12 protein-coding genes are annotated in these 15,466 nt (G+C 64.0%); 6 read left to right on the top strand and 6 right to left on the bottom strand.

Going from position 1 to position 15,466, the window contains the following annotated elements; all coding sequences use genetic code 11:
• Positions 1-84: 84 nt before the first annotated feature.
• The 6 genes from rpoN to JQ603_RS13805 all read left to right on the top strand — a co-directional run bounded on the left by rpoN (position 85) and on the right by JQ603_RS13805 (position 9,787).
• Positions 85-1,704, top strand: coding sequence for an RNA polymerase factor sigma-54 (gene rpoN, locus JQ603_RS13780; protein WP_212340091.1), 1,620 nt, complete (start codon positions 85-87; stop codon positions 1,702-1,704).
• Between the two features lie 170 nt (positions 1,705-1,874).
• Positions 1,875-2,486: a ribosome hibernation-promoting factor, HPF/YfiA family gene (gene hpf, locus JQ603_RS13785; RefSeq protein WP_212340092.1), complete on the top strand. Its 612-nt coding sequence runs from the start codon at positions 1,875-1,877 to the stop codon at positions 2,484-2,486.
• A gap of 222 nt (positions 2,487-2,708) precedes the next feature.
• Positions 2,709-3,170, top strand: a complete 462-nt coding sequence (gene ptsN, locus JQ603_RS13790) for a PTS IIA-like nitrogen regulatory protein PtsN (RefSeq protein WP_027550087.1) — start codon at positions 2,709-2,711, stop codon at positions 3,168-3,170.
• Positions 3,171-3,318: 148 nt separating this feature from the next.
• Positions 3,319-4,881, top strand: a complete 1,563-nt coding sequence (locus JQ603_RS13795; protein ID WP_212340094.1) for a winged helix-turn-helix domain-containing protein — start codon at positions 3,319-3,321, stop codon at positions 4,879-4,881.
• Positions 4,882-5,145: 264 nt separating this feature from the next.
• Positions 5,146-8,463 carry an Ig-like domain repeat protein gene (locus JQ603_RS13800; protein ID WP_245003658.1) on the top strand — a complete coding sequence of 1,106 codons (3,318 nt, stop codon included), beginning with the start codon at positions 5,146-5,148 and terminating at the stop codon, positions 8,461-8,463.
• Positions 8,464-8,674: 211 nt separating this feature from the next.
• The gene (locus JQ603_RS13805) at positions 8,675-9,787 is read left to right on the top strand and encodes a tetratricopeptide repeat protein (protein WP_212340098.1); all 1,113 of its coding nucleotides are present in this window, start codon (positions 8,675-8,677) and stop codon (positions 9,785-9,787) included.
• 298 nt (positions 9,788-10,085) lie between these two features.
• On the opposite strand, the gene JQ603_RS13810 is transcribed toward JQ603_RS13805, so the two are convergent.
• The 6 genes from JQ603_RS13810 to ugpB form a co-directional block, all read right to left on the bottom strand.
• Complete coding sequence (locus JQ603_RS13810) at positions 10,086-10,358, bottom strand: DUF1150 family protein (protein ID WP_007598581.1); 273 nt, start codon at positions 10,356-10,358, stop codon at positions 10,086-10,088.
• 50 nt (positions 10,359-10,408) lie between these two features.
• Complete coding sequence (locus tag JQ603_RS13815; protein WP_011083554.1) at positions 10,409-10,834, bottom strand: Hsp20 family protein; 426 nt, start codon at positions 10,832-10,834, stop codon at positions 10,409-10,411.
• A 296-nt stretch (positions 10,835-11,130) separates the two neighbouring features.
• Positions 11,131-12,216: a sn-glycerol-3-phosphate import ATP-binding protein UgpC gene (locus tag JQ603_RS13820; RefSeq protein WP_212340103.1), complete on the bottom strand. Its 1,086-nt coding sequence runs from the start codon at positions 12,214-12,216 to the stop codon at positions 11,131-11,133.
• A 13-nt stretch (positions 12,217-12,229) separates the two neighbouring features.
• Entirely contained in the window at positions 12,230-13,078 is an 849-nt protein-coding gene (ugpE, locus tag JQ603_RS13825) for a sn-glycerol-3-phosphate ABC transporter permease UgpE (protein ID WP_212340105.1), read from the bottom strand.
• Positions 13,078-13,959 (bottom strand): sn-glycerol-3-phosphate ABC transporter permease UgpA, encoded by an 882-nt coding sequence (gene ugpA / locus JQ603_RS13830; protein ID WP_212340108.1) that lies wholly within the window; start codon positions 13,957-13,959, stop codon positions 13,078-13,080. Before ugpA ends, ugpE begins: the two co-directional genes overlap by 1 nt.
• A gap of 48 nt (positions 13,960-14,007) precedes the next feature.
• The gene (ugpB, locus tag JQ603_RS13835; protein ID WP_212340109.1) at positions 14,008-15,324 is read right to left on the bottom strand and encodes a sn-glycerol-3-phosphate ABC transporter substrate-binding protein UgpB; all 1,317 of its coding nucleotides are present in this window, start codon (positions 15,322-15,324) and stop codon (positions 14,008-14,010) included.
• Between the last annotated feature and the right edge of the window lie 142 nt (positions 15,325-15,466).

Consider the following 15,466-nt stretch of genomic DNA (forward strand, 5'->3'; position numbering starts at 1 on the left):
TTTCCAATTCGTCAAGACGTGTACATCGGGCTGAGACTAGGATAAGCAAAAATCGGACCACTTTTCGGGATCGGTTCTTGCTTCATGGCGCTTACGCAGAGATTAGAGTTCCGGCAATCGCAGTCGCTGGTCATGACGCCGCAGCTGATGCAGGCGATCAAGCTGCTGCAATTGTCCAATCTCGATCTCACGACCTTCGTGGAAGAGGAACTCGAGCGTAACCCCCTGCTGGAGCGGGCCAGTGACGAGGCCCCCACCGAGGCCCCGGCCGAGACCGGCCAGTTCAGCGACGGCGATGAGTTCGGCGGCAGCAACGGCGACGAGCCGGGTGGTGGTTCGGGCGACGCCTTCGAGCCCGGCCAGGAAGAATGGATGAGCAAGGATCTCGGCACCCGCGCCGAGATCGAGCAGACCCTGGATACGGGCCTGGACAACGTCTTCTCCGAGGAGCCGGCCGAGGCCGCGGCGCGCAACGCCCAGGACGCGGCACCGACCACCTATACCGAATGGGGCGGCGGCGCCTCCGGCGACGAAGACTACAATCTCGAAGCCTTTGTCGCGGCCGAGACGACGCTGTCGGACCATCTCGCCGAGCAGCTCTCGGTCGCCTTCACCGCACCCGCGCAGCGCATGATCGGCCAGTACCTGATCGACCTCGTCGACGAGGCCGGCTATCTGCCGCCCGATCTCGGCCAGGCCGCCGAACGTCTTGGCGCGTCGCAGCAGGAGGTCGAGGACGTCCTTGCCGTGCTGCAAAAATTCGACCCGCCCGGCGTCTGCGCGCGTTCTCTCAGCGAATGCCTCGCGATCCAGCTCCGCGAGCTCGACCGCTACGATCCGGCGATGCAGGCCCTCGTCGAGCATCTCGACCTGCTCGCCAAGCGCGACATCGCCGCCCTGCGCAAGCTCTGCGGCGTCGACGACGAGGACATCGCCGACATGATCGGCGAGATCCGCCGCCTCAATCCCAAGCCCGGCATGAAGTTCGGCTCGGCGCGGCTGCAGACCATGGTGCCCGACGTCTATGTCCGCCCGGGTCCGGACGGCGGCTGGCATGTCGAGCTCAACAGTGACACCTTGCCGCGCGTGCTGGTCAACCAGACCTACTATTCCGAGCTGTCGAAGAAGATCGGCAAGGACGGCGACAAGTCCTACTTCACCGATGCGCTGCAGAACGCCACCTGGCTGGTGCGCGCGCTCGACCAGCGCGCCCGCACCATCCTGAAAGTTGCAACCGAGATCGTGCGCCAGCAGGACGGCTTCTTCACCCACGGCGTCGCGCATTTGCGGCCGCTGAACCTGAAGGCCGTCGCCGACGCCATCCAGATGCATGAATCCACGGTGTCGCGCGTCACCGCCAACAAGTACATGGCGACAAATCGCGGCACATTCGAATTGAAATATTTCTTCACCGCCTCGATCGCCTCGGCCGACGGCGGCGAGGCGCATTCGGCCGAAGCCGTGCGCCACCACATCAAGCAGCTGATCGATTCGGAGGCGCCCTCCGCGATCCTGTCGGACGACACCATCGTGGAACGGTTGCGCGCCTCGGGCATTGATATTGCCCGCCGCACGGTCGCGAAGTACCGCGAAGCCATGCGCATTCCCTCCTCGGTGCAACGCCGCCGCGACAAGCAGAGCGCTCTTGGTAACGTCCTCTCCACCGCACTGTCCGATCGCTCCCGCAACACCGAGCCGGCCTGATTGCGCTCGCGCCAAATCGCGCTACTCTCAATCCCCCATCGAGACCGATCCAAGCATGCGCATGAATCGGAAAATGTGCACGGCGGTTTTCCGAGCGGACCATGCGCAGGGAACAACCCCAGCTGCGATGATGCGTCGTCGCAGCTCGGCGTAACCAAGCGAGGCATCACATGACCCTTCGAATTTCGGGAAAGAGTGTCAGCGTCGGCGAGGCCCTGCGCGGCCGCGTTACCGACCGGACCGATGAGGTCCTGCGGAAATATTTCGACGGCAATTATTCCGGCCACATCACGCTCTCGAAGGACGGCTTCGGCTTCCGTACCGACTGCGCGCTGCATCTGGATTCGGGAATAACGCTGGAAGCCGATTCGAACGCGCCCGACGCCTATGCCAGCGCCGACCAGGCCCTCCTGATGATCGAGAAGCGCCTCAAGCGCTACAAGAGCCGGCTCAAGGATCGCTCGGCCCGCAAGGCCCATGTCGCCAGTGCGGCGCTGGCCGCGCTCGACGCCACGAGCTACGTATTGGAGGCTCCAGGCGAAGGCGAGGATGAGGACGAGATCACCGGCTACAGCCCCGTGATCATCGCCGAGGCAACCACCTCGCTGAAGCAGCTCTCGGTCAGCGAAGCCGTCATGGAACTGGACCTCAGCGGGGCACCCTGCCTGGTATTCCAGCATGGCTCCAGCGGCCGGGTGAACATCATTTACCGGCGCGCCGACGGCAATGTGGGCTGGATCGACCCGCCCGGAGCCAAAGCCGACGGCAAGGCCGGCGGTTAGGGCGGAAAATCGGGCCCCGTATCAACCACAGGTCTTAACAATGACCGGGGCAAAGCCGCACGCAGGAGTTGGCACCGGGATTGCGTTGGAGTAGAAGCGCCCCACATCAGGATCGGGGCTAAGTCCTCCTCCTGCTTCACCTTCTTGACGCCGGCCCGGCGCGGTTCTTTCCAAGCTGGCCAATTCGGAACCTGACGGTTTAATTCACCTCGGAAACCTTCCATGCCGATTACCGATCTGGTCGCACCCGAGGCGATTCTCCCGGCATTGAAGGTCAACAGCAAGAAGCAGGCCCTGCAGGAGCTTGCGGCCAAGGCCGCCGAGCTGACCGGGCAGAACGAGCGCGCGGTGTTCGAGGTGCTGCTGCAGCGTGAGAAGCTCGGCACCACCGCGGTCGGCTACGGCGTCGCCATTCCCCACGGCAAGCTGCCCAAGCTGGAAAAGATTTTTGGCCTGTTCGCGCGCCTCGATCGTCCGATCGATTTCGAGGCGATGGACGGCCAGCCGGTCGATCTCGTCTTCCTGCTGCTCGCCCCCGAAGGCGCCGGTGCCGACCATCTGAAGGCGCTCGCCCGCATCGCGCGCCTCTTGCGCGACCAGGACATCGCCAAGAAGCTCCGCGCCTCCCGCGACGCCCAGGCGATCTATTCGGTGCTGGCGCTGCCGCCGGCGAGCGCGGCTTAATCGCTCCTCAGCGACCCATCGATCGTCAGCGCGTCGAAAGGCCGCGCGATCAGCAGCTGTTCCACTCAGCGCTTGCGGCTGAGCCGTTCCAGACTGTAACTGTCTCGGAGCCGGCGGTTGATGGGCTGAGGGGGTAGGAGTGAACAAAGTGCCAGATCTCCGCTTTGGAGATCTGATCCTTGACGAGACGTGCCTCTTCGCGCGCCGTAACGAGCAGACGATCAAGTTCACCAGAAACGAGCGCGCACTGCTGCTGGCCCTCACGCGCAATCCACATCGCCTCATGCGCCGTGGCCGACTGCTTGACGAGCTCGCCTCCGAATCGGACATTTCCGATCGCAACATCGACTTTCTGGTAAACAGGGTGCGGTCCAAGCTTGGCGACAGTGCCAGATCGCCAAAGTACATCGCCACGCAATATGGCGAAGGCTATGTCTGGATTGCTGCACCGTCTTCCGGAACGATCGCGGGCTTCCTCGCCATTGCGCCGACGTTCGGACCGCAGGGCCATCGCTTCGGTCAGCAGGCGTCGTCCCTGGTCGGGCAGATCAGTGACATGATCGCCGGCGACCTGGGCCGCGATGTCGTGGTTGTCGAGGACGGGTACGCCGGCGCAACCAGCGCGCGCTATGTCCTGCAAATGAGCTTTCTTGCCGGCAATGAATATCTTGATTGTGCCGCGACCTTGCGGGACATGCCGTCAAAGCGCATCGTGAAAGCATTCCGGCTGCATTTCGACATGGCGGACGCCAGATCGTTGGCGACAGAGGCGAGAAGGATTTCGGACGGCGTCGTCGATGCGCTGTCGCAGGCGCTCATTGAGGCCTCGACCGGCCTCGGCACGCCCGCGGATGAACCGCTTGAAACGCGCTTCCACAAGGCCGCAAGCCTTCTGTCAGCCTCGAATCGCACGTGGCTGGCAAGCGGTGAGCAACTCGGCAGGGACCGCGCGCACGACCCCCTTAATGCAGACATCGCCCTGCAATGGTGTTTGCATCTGTTCGCGCGCCTGGTCCACACCAGTCCGTTCGGCGAGATCAGCCTGGAAGAACGCTATCGCATCGAAAGCGAGATCGACGCCACGGTGCTGGAGTGCCTGCCCGCCGTCGAGGCGAATCCGCTTCTGATGCTGGCGGCCGCCAAGCTGTTGTACTTCATCGACCGCGGTCACCTCGACCTCGCGGAGGACATTGCCGGTCGCGCGTTCGCCCGGACGGCCGATTCTGGCGCAGCCTTTCCCGTGATGGGGCAACTGTGCCATGCGCGCGGCCGTTTCGACGAAGCAATCGGATTCTTCGATCGCGGCATCGAAACGTTCGAACCGGACTCCGACCTGCATCTCCATATGCGGGTCCTGAAGGCGATCTCCGTGCTTGCGTCCGGAGACCGCGCTGCGCTGGACACGACTGTCGCCGATGCAGCGAGGGAAAATCCGCGCTGCCCGCGCGACATCGGCCTGACGATCGGCTGGATGGTCGCTGCCCCGGAGCAGAAATTGCCGGCGGCGTCGGTGGATGCACTGACCGCGATCGGCCCCGCGGGCGCAGGCAATGCGATCGAATATCTCTACTTCACCTCGGCGCGTCACCTCGTCTCGGAAGAGGCACGCGCCAATGTCATGCGCGGCCTGATCGCGCATGTGATGCGGTTGCACGGCAAAGAGGCCGTGCCAGCCTTCGTTCTCAGGAGCATCGGTCCGATCGCGGCCTGAATTGTTGCCCGCGTGCCGCATTGGCGGGTCGATCCGGCTCACGCACGCCCGGCATTAGGCTGCCCGGCGATCCTCAAATATTGACCAAACAATTGCCTGCTAGCGACAGCCGACCGGCTCGATTTTGTCGGCCAACGTGCAAGGCGGGGTATGTTCGTTCGTTCAGTCCTGAAAAGTCGGCCCTCGACTCTCGAAAGGTGCCGGCCGGCGACCCGCGGTCGGCTCATGTCGTCATGGCTGTTGCAGATTGCTGCACTGGTACTGATGTTGCTCGCCGTACCGGCTACGGCTCTTGCTGTGACCTCCCTCAGCCCGCCTGCCGGCGCCCTGCCGTCGGTAACCGTGGGAGATGCCTATACCCCCACACAATTCTCCGGCGTGGGAGGCGCGGCCGGGTGCTGCACCTATGCGGCATCGGGCGCTGTTCCGCCTGGACTCACGCTCAGTTCGTCCGGCTTGTTGTCGGGTACGCCCATTGCAGCCGGATCGTTTTCCTTCACTGTCACGGCGACCGACACGGACACCACCAGCGCCTCGAACAACTATACGCTCGTGGTCAACAAGGCCGCCACCGCCGTCGGCGTGACCTCCTCGGCCAATCCAGGCCCGTACGGCTCGTTCACCTTCACCGCGGTCGTCTCGTCCACCCCGGGGGCGGGAACGCCGACCGGCAGCGTGACCTTCAATATCTCCGGCGACGGCGCGGGGTCGCAATTGGCGACGTTGAGCGGGGGCACCGCCAGCTTCACCACCTGGCTGAACCCGGGCTCCTACACGATCTCGGCTACGTATAGCGGCGATGGCAATTTCAACAGCAGCTTCGGCTCGATGAACACGTCACAGATCGTCACCCCGGCGAACACCACGACCGCTGTGACCTCTTCGGCCAATCCGAGCGTGTTCGGTCAACCGGTCACTTTCACCGCGAACGTCTCGTCAGGCGGGTTGGGGGGTATTTCGATCCTCACCGCAGACTTCCTCGACGGCGGCACTTCGATCAACGCGGGTCCATTCCCGAACGCCGGCACACTCACGACCTCGTCGCTCGCTGTCGGCAATCACACGATCACGGCCTCCTATGCCGGTGAGAGTTTTTACTACGGCAGCACGGGACCGCTCACCGGCAATCCGCAAGTGGTCAACAAGGCCAACACGACGACCTCCGTGACATCCTCAGTCAATCCGAGTGCTGTCGGCCAGTCCGTCACCTTCACCGCCGTCGTTGCGGCCGTTGCGCCCGGGGCCGGAACTCCGACCGGCACGGTGACCTTTCTCGACGGCGGCAGTCCGATCGGCACTGCGCCGCTGAGCGGAGGCTCCGTCACCCTTACCACCGCAGCGCTTGCCGCAGGCAATCACACCATCACGGCCAGCTTTGGCGGCGACGGCAATTTCAACGGCAGCACGGGCTCGCTCTCCGGTAATCCGCAGGTGGTCAATTCACCGTTGTCACCTCCTGTGCTCGACGCGGCGTTTGCTCCAGCGTCCATTACGGTCAACGGCGCCACCACGCTTACATTCACGATCACCAACCCCAGTGCCTCGGCAGCACTGACAGGTGTCGCGTTCACCGATGCCTTTCCACCGGGCCTCGCGGTCGCGGCGCCAAACGGCCTCACCACGACCTGCGGGGGTACCGTGACCGCGGCGTCCGGCGGCGGCACCGTCAGTCTTTCAAGTGGAACGGTGACGGCGAGCAGCTCCTGCACCATCGCGGTGAATGTCACGGCCGGCTCCGTCGGCGCCAAGACCAACACGACCGGCCCCGTCAGTTCGACCAATGGCGGCATTGGCAACGCCGCGACAGCCGTCCTCACCGTGAATACGTCGACGACGACGACCGCTTTGACCTCGTCGCCAAACCCGAGCGGCTTGGGGCAATCGGTGACGTTCACCGCGACGGTCACGGCTCCGTCGGGCATGCCGACGGGGACGGTGACGTTCAAGGACGGCGCCACGACACTCGGGACAGGGGCGCTCGCCGGCGGCGTAGCGACATTCTCCACGTCGGCGCTGGCGGCCGGATCGCATTCAATCACTGCGGTTTATCCCGGGGATGTCAACAACGCGGGCTCGACATCGGCGGCTCTGACGCAGGCCGTCAATCAGTCGGCGACCACCGCGGTGGTAACCTCATCGCAAAATCCGAGCCCGGCAGGCCAGCCGGTGACATTCACCGCGACGGTGTCGAGCGGTGGCGGCACGCCGACTGGCACGGTGACATTCAGCGACGGCGGTGCTGCGATCGGCGCGGCGACGCTTGCCGCGGGCATCGCGACCTTCACGACCGCGTCGCTGACGCTCGGCAGCCACGCCATCACTGCAAGCTACGCCGGGAACGCGACCTTCACGGCCTCAACGTCCGCAGCGCTGATCCAGAGCGTCAACACGCCGGCGGACAGCCTGAAACTGCGTGCCATGCAGACTCTGGCGGCGCCGATGGTGGCGCAGGTCTCCGGGCAGGCCATCTCCGGCGTGGTCGATAGCGCAATCGGCGAAGGCTTTAGCGACGGCGGGCCGCTCGTCACACCCAACAGCAGCGGCGTCCGCTTCAACTTTGCCGCGGATCCCGGCGCAGCAGCAACAGACGCAGCTCCGCGCGGCACCGGCAACGATCCCGCCCCGAGCCGCGATCGCGCCTCCGCCTGGGGCATGCGACCGGCATCGCCACCGCAAATGTCTGGCTCGCGCGTCGATGATGCCTTCGCGGCGCTCAATAATGCGGTAGCGGCCAAGGCGCCGCCCAAACGCATCGCCGAGCCGCGCGATTGGCTGGCCTGGGCGGAGGTGCGCGGTGCGACGCTGGATCGCTGGAGCGTCGCGCCGCTTGGCAGCGCCTCCACGGTGCCAATGCTCTACGGCAACCAGATCAATGCGCTCGCGGGCGTCACGCGCAAGCTGACGCCGAGCTTTCTGGTCGGCGTGCTCGGCGGTTACGAAACCTTCGCCTATCGCTCCGACGTGCTCACGGGTCGCCTGAAGGGCGACGGATGGACGGTCGGCTCCTATCTCGGCTGGCGCGTCACCGACACCGTCCGTTTCGACGCGGGGATCGCCTATTCGGGCATCGGCTATAACGCAACTGCAGGCACGGCAGCCGGCTCGTTCACCGGCAGCCGTTGGCTGGCTTCCGGCGGGCTCACGGGCACCTATCGCTACCTGAGCCTCCTAATCGAACCGTCGGCGAAGATCTACGCGATGTGGGAGCACGAGAGCGCCTATACCGATACGCTCGGCACGTTGCAGGCCGCGCGCGATTTCACCAGCGGCCGGGCCAGCGGAGGCGTGAAGCTCGCATACCCGGTCGCATGGCTGTCCCGTGCGACCGTCATTCCCTATGTTGGCTTGTACGGCGACTATTACTTCAATGGCGACACGGCTGCGGCCTCGGCGTTGGCCGCCGCCGCTACGCCGCCGACATTCCTGCTCGATGGATGGTCCGCGCGGGTCACCGGTGGCGTTGCCGCGCGCTACGACAATGGCGCACAGATCGCCCTAGGTATCGAGCGCGGCGGCATCGGCGGCGACGTTGGGCTGTGGACCTATCGCGCCCGCGCCTCAATGCCGTTCAGCGCGCAGTAGCGGCGCCCAGGCGCGAGATAGCGACCGTCTTGCCGCCATTGTGGACGCTGGGGCGACGGCGTCTCCCTCTCGTGTCCGGATTGAACGCTCGCAGCGTCCCCTGCGACTTATGTCACAGCCGGGGCTGCGATGCCGTCCGGGAGGTTTTCTCCTCATCCGGGCCGACGAGGCGTCCTGCCGGCGGCTCGGATTCGACGCGGGATTTTCAGGCATGAATTGCGGTTCAACAGTACGTTTCTTCGGCCTGCTTTGCTCGGTCACGATCGCCGTGACGGCCGTGGCGCATGCCGACGAGGCATCCAACGATCGCGTCATCGCCGAGAAGACCGCAATCATCGCAGCCGATCCGGCCAATGCGGCCGCCTACGAGTTGCGGGGAGAAGCCTACTATCTCAAGCGGGACTGGAATCGCGCCTTCGACGATTGCAGCGCTGCGATCCGGATCGACCCGAACTTCGGGCGTGCCTATCATTGCCGCGGCCGCGCCTATTCCGCCAAAGGCGACCGCGATCGCGCGATGGCCGACTACAACGAGGCCATCCGCCTCGATCCCGACTATGGCGCGCCCTATAGCTCGCGCGCCGAGGAATATTTCAACCACCGCGATTTCGATCGCGCGATCGCCGGCTTCACCGAGGCCATCGAACACAGCCCCAAGCAGGCCTACCGCGCGCTCATGATGCGCGGGCAGGTCTATGCGGTGAAGGGCGACGCCGATCACGCCGCCGCCGATTACACCGAGGCCATGCAGCGGAATCCCGCCGCCGCCTGGCCCTACGAGCTGCGAAGCAACATTCGTCTCAACAAGGGCGAGATCGAGGCAGCCCTGGACGACTGCGACAGCGCCGTCCGTCTCGAGCCCGGAAGTGCCGGCGGCCATTATTGCCGGGCCATCGTGTTCCTGAACAAGGATGACACTGAAGGCACCATCCGGGAATTGGATGACGTTACGCGAATCGCGCCGTCTTTCCAGAAGGCTTATCGCGTTCGCGCCGTTGTCCTGCACAGGAAGGGCGACGACAAACGGGCCCTTGCCGATTTCGACGAAGCGATCCGGCTGCAGCCGCGAGATTCGGAAGTCTACAACGATCGCGGCGGCGTGTTTCGCGACCTCGGACAGCACGACCGCGCGCTCGCCGACTACAACGAGGCGATCCGGCTCGATCCCAAAAGCCAGACCGCGCTGGTCAATCGCGGCCTTCTCTACATGATGATGTCCGATGCCAAGCATGCGCGCGCGGACTTCAACAGCGTGCTCGCGCTGCCGCTGAATGATAAATGGGCGGTGGATACGGCGCGTGAAGGCCTCGGCTTTGTGAAGTGATAAAGGAGCGGACATTCCCGCTCTCGTGCCCCGGACGCACAGCGCAGGGCTCCTTCAGCGCACCGCATCGCGCTGCGCCGCGCCCGGGACACGAGAGTTGAGCGTGCGATTTCCTCACACTCCGTCATTGCGAGCGAAGCGAAGCAATCCAGAATCTTGCCGCGGAACGATTCTGGATTGCTTCGTCGCAAGTGCTCCGCGCAATGACGGCGCGGAAGCTTCATCGCCCAAAATGAAAACGGGCATGCCTTCCTGCGAAGGCATGCCCGTCTGAAATCCTGATTCGTGCGACCCGTGCTCAGTGCACGCTGACGGCCTGCAGCTCGTTGCTCCAGGCGTTGGCAATCGCGGCCTCGCGGCTGTCGGTCAGCATGATCGGCGTGCCGTCGGCGGCGTGGAGCGCGAAGAGCTTGAGACCGGGCGCGATCTTGGGCGCCTCGGGAAACAGGCCCGGCACGTCCTCGGAGCGGATCTGCTTCACATAGGCGATATGGCCTTCGCCCAGGGTTGCCAGCGTCTCCGGAGAGACGTTCTTGGCTTCGTATTCGAACGCAACGTGACCTTCACTCATGGTCTCGACTCCTCTAACGAACTAAGCGGTCGAGTCCGCTACTCGTTCCATTATTCGTGCTCATTGATAGCGATTGTCTTAACGATCCTCTCCGGTTCAGGCCGGGCGAGGTCGATCGACAACAACCCGTTCTTCAGATCCGCACCCAGTACCAGCATCCCCTCCGCCAGCACGAAGGTGCGCTGGAAGTGGCGCGCGGCGATGCCGCGATGGATGTATTGCCGGGTCTTGTCGTCCTGCTGCCGCCCGCGGATCACGAGCTGGTTTTCCTCAATGGTTACATCGAGTTGGTCGCGGGTGAATCCGGCGACCGCCAGCGTGATGCGGAGCCGCTCGGGCTGGCCGTCCGACCGGTCACACCTCTCGATATTGTAGGGAGGGTAGCCGTCGGCGCCTTTGACGACGCGGTCGAGCACGCGCTCGATCTCGTCGAAGCCCAGCAGGAACGGACTGGATAACGTGGGAACACGAGACATAGTTTACAAAGTCCTCTCGAAGCGACTTTGGTGTTTCGGGGCCCGATCAAGGCACCCCTTGGTCAGCAATATGGGCATATCCGCTTGTGCGTTCAAGGACGTAGCAGGGGGCTGTGGATGGCCATGCCGGCCGCCCACCCGCTCAGCCATCGCACAAAATGCTTACAATTCGTCATGGCCGGGGACGCGCAGGCATGAAGAATTTGCGAGGCGAAATATCCCAATGAAAACAGACCCCCTTCTACTGTGCATGGGGTTGTTTTCGCGCTTTTTTGAGAGGGGCCTTACGGGACGCGTCAGGCCTCGATCCGCGTCCGCCCGTCGCCGCTGAACAAATGCAGTTTCGCCCGCACCGCCGCGACCCGGATCTTCTGGCCGATCGCGGGGGCGTCGGTTCCGGGGATGCGGACGATGACCTCGCCGGGCGGCAGCTCGCCCGGGGTGGCGGCGACGCGCTGGTCTTCCTGCTCGCGGGAGCCGTAGACGAAGGTCTCGGCGCCGACGCGCTCGATCGCTTCCACGGTCAGCGGCAACGCCACGCCACCGGCCGGGGCCTGGTCGGTGATGACAAAGTCCTCCGGGCGGATGCCGACGATGCCGGCCTCGCCCGCGGCGCCGTCCAGCTGCGATTTGATCTCGTCGGAGCGCGTCGACATCAAATTCATCGGCGGTGCGCCGATGAACGAGGCCACGAAGGTCGTGGCCGGCTTCTCGTAGATTGCGAGCGGGTTGCCGACCTGCTCGACCTGGCCGCCATTCATCACGACGAGGACGTCGGCGAGCGTCATCGCCTCGAGCTGGTCGTGGGTGACGTAGATCGAGGTCGTGTTGAGCCGGCGCTGCAATTTGCGGATCTCGACCCGCATCGCGATGCGCAGCTTGGCGTCGAGGTTCGACAGCGGCTCGTCGAACAGGAACACCTTCGGCTGGCGCACGATGGCGCGGCCCATGGCGACGCGCTGGCGCTGGCCGCCGGAGAGCTGGCGCGGCTTGCGCTCCAGCATCGCGGAGAGCTCGAGCACGCGCGCGGCTTCCTCGACGCGGGTCTTGATCTCGGCCTCCGCCATGCCGCGGTTGCGCAGGCCGTAGGCCATGTTGTTGTAGACGCTCATATGCGGATAGAGCGCGTAGTTCTGGAACACCATCGCGATGTCACGGTCGGCGGGCTCGATCTGGTTGACGACGCGCCCGCCGATGTCGATCTCGCCGCCGGTGACGGTCTCGAGGCCAGCAACCATGCGCAGCAGCGTGGACTTGCCGCAGCCGGAAGGGCCGACCAGCACGCAGAACTGCCCGTCGGCGACGTCGACGTTGACGCCTTTGATCGCCTCGAAGCCGCCGGTGTAGGTCTTGCGCACGTTGCGCAGGGTGACGTTAGCCATAGAAACTCGCTTCTTACTTTTCCGTCTCGACCAGGCCGCGCACGAACAGTTTCTGCATGGCGACGACGACGAACACCGGCGGCAGCATGGCCAGCACGGCGGTCGCCATCACGATCGGCCATTCGGTCAGCGCGTCGGTGGTGGTGATCATCTTGCGGATGCCGACCTGGATGGTCTGCATGTCGTCGCGGGTGGTGATGAGCAGCGGCCAGAGATATTGATTCCAGCCGAGGATAAACAGGATCACGAACAGCGCCGCCATGTTGGTGCGTGACAGCGGCAGCAGCGTGTCCCAGAAGAAGCGCAAGGGGCCGGCGCCGTCGATGCGCGAGGCCTCGAGCAGCTCGTCCGGCACGGTCATGAAGAACTGGCGGAACAGCAGCGTCGCCGTGGCGGATGCGATCAGCGGCAGCGCGAGGCCCGCATAGCTGTCGAGCATGTGCAGGTCGGCGACGATCTTGTAGGTCGGATAGATGCGCACCTCGACCGGCAGCATCAACGTGATGAAGATGATCCAGAAGATCGACATCCGGAACGGAAAGCGGAAATACACGATCGCATAGGCCGAGATGATCGAGATCGCGATCTTACCGATCGCGATCGCCATCGCCATCACCAGCGAATTGAGCATCATGTTGCCGACGGGCTCGCGGGTCGAGCCGCTCGTGCCGACGAAGATGGTCTGGTAGTAGACCTCGAAGAAATGGCCGCCCGGCAGCAGCGACATCTGCCCGTTCGCGATCAGCGCGTTGTCCTGGGTCGAGGCGATGATCGCGATGTAGACCGGGAACGCGACGATCGCGATTCCGATCCAGAGAATGAAATGGGCGACGTAGCGCCTGATGCCCTCGTCCTCGACCATCAGTACGTCACCTTGCGTTCGACGAAGCGGAACTGGATGCCCGTCAGCACGATGACCATGATCATCAGGACCACCGACTGCGCCGCCGAGCTGCCGAGATTGCCGCCGAGCAGGCCGTCCGAATAGACCTTGTAGACCAGCGTCACCGTCGACGTTCCCGGACCGCCGCGAGTCATGGTGTCGATGATGCCGAAGGTGTCGAAGAAGGCGTAGACGATGTTGACGACCAGCAGGAAGAAGATGGTCGGCGACAGCAGCGGGAAGGTCACGGTCCAGAACCGGCGCATCGGGCGGGCACCGTCGATCGCGGCGGCCTCGAACACGCTTTTCGGGATCGCCTGCAGGCCGGCGAGGAAGAACAGGAAATTGTAGGAGATTTGCTTCCACGCGGCGGCGAGGATGATCAGGCCGGCGGCCTGGTTGCCATCGAGCAGCGGATTCCAGTCGATGCCGGCGGCGCGCAAGTAGCGCGAGATCACGCCGAGCGAGGGATGCAGCATGAAGATCCAGAGCACACCGACCACGGGCGGCGCCACCGCATAGGGCCAGATCAGCAGCGTGCGGTAGAGCATCGAGCCGCGCAGCGGCTTGTCGGCCATCACGGCGAGCAGCAGCGCAAACGACAGCGACGAGATCGCGATGGCGAACGAGAAGAAGAAGGTGCGGACGACCGCTTCGAAATAGGCGGGGTCCTTGAATAGCTCGATGTAATTGTCGAACCAGACGAAAGTGGTGGAGAGACCGAAGGCGTCCTGGAGCAGGAAGGATTGGATGACCGCTTGTAGGGCCGGCCAATAGAAGAAAATCAGGACGATCGCGAGCTGCGGCGCAACCAGCGCGTAGGGCAACAGCTTCGATTGGAAAATGGCTTGCTTTTGCATGATGCCCCAGCAGCGGCAGGCCGGGTGTCCGGCCTGCCGCCAGTCGCCTTACTTGACGGCGGTCTTTTCGAACTGCCGCAGCATGGTGTTGCCGCGTTCGACGGCGGCATCGAGTGCCTGCTTGGCGGTCTTCTTGCCGGCCAGCGCCTGCTCGATCTCTTCCGACCAGACGTCACGCAGCTGAACCATGTTGCCGAGGCGCAAGCCGCGCGAATTGTCGGTCGGCTCCTTGTTGGTCAGCTCGATCAGCGGCGTCTCGAGATAGGGCTGGTCCTTGTAGAAGCCTTCTTCCTTCGCCTTGGCGTAGGCCGCCTTGGTGATCGGCAGATAGCCCGAGGCCTTGTGGATGTAGACCTGACGATCGGTGTCGGAGAGGAAGGTCAGGAATTTTGCGACGCCCTTGTAATCGTCGGCCGGCTTGCCGCCCATGACCCAGAGCGAAGCGCCGCCGATGATCGAGTTCTGCGGCGCGCCCTTGACGTCCGGATAATACGGCATCGGCACGGCGGTGAAGTTGAACTTGGCCTGCGCCTTGACGTTGCCGAAGAACGCCGACGAGGTCAGGTAGATCGGGCATTCACCCGACGTGAAGCGGCCTTCGCCTGTGTTGGTGCGACCGGCATAGTCGTAGACCTTGGTCTTCTGCAGCTCGACCAGGTTTTCGAGATGCTTGACCTGGAGCGGGCCGTTGAATTCGAGCACGGTGTCGAAGCCGTCGAGGCCGTTGGCCTTGCTGGAGAGCGGCGTGTTGTGCCAGGCCGAGAGCTGCTCGAGATTGACCCAGGTCACCCACGAGCCGGAGAAGCCGCAGGTGTCGTGACCGGCGGCCTTCAGCTTCTTGCCGGCCTCGAACACTTCAGGCCAGGTCTTGGGGATCTCGACATTGGCCTTCTTCAGCTCGTCGAGATTGATCCACATGACCGTGGACGACGAGTTGAAGGGGAACGACAGCATCTCGCCCTTCGAGGTCGAGTAGTAGCCGGTGATCGCGGGCAGGTAGTTCTTCGGATCGAACTTCTCGCCGGTCTCGGCCATCAGCTTGTAGACCGGCTTCACGGCGCCGGTCGCGGCCATCATGGTCGCGGTGCCGACTTCGAACACCTGCATGATGTGCGGAGCGTTGCCGGCGCGGAACGCGGCGATGCCGGCGTTCATCGTATCGGGGTAGTTGCCCTTGTAGGTCGGAATCACCTTGTAGTCGGTCTGCGACGCGTTGAAGTCGTTGGCGAGCTTGACGATGACGTCATTGTTGGCGCCGGTCATCGCGTGCCACCACTGGATTTCGGTCACGGCCAGGGCCGGCGAGGCGCCGAGACCAACCGTGAGTGCAACAGCTGTAGCCGCGCCAAAATGTCTAAGAGCCATCAAGAAAACCTCCCTTGCCCGTCACTAAAGAAGCGCTTGCGCTAGCAGCGCCATATGACGTTCACATGACTGTGTAAGCGGCCGAAACGAAAGCGGCAAGCGCTGGAAAAGGGAAGCCGTCAAATAGGCGAATGCGCCGCAG

The sequence above is a fragment of the Bradyrhizobium liaoningense genome (assembly GCF_018130825.1).
GTDB lineage: Bacteria > Pseudomonadota > Alphaproteobacteria > Rhizobiales > Xanthobacteraceae > Bradyrhizobium > Bradyrhizobium liaoningense_B.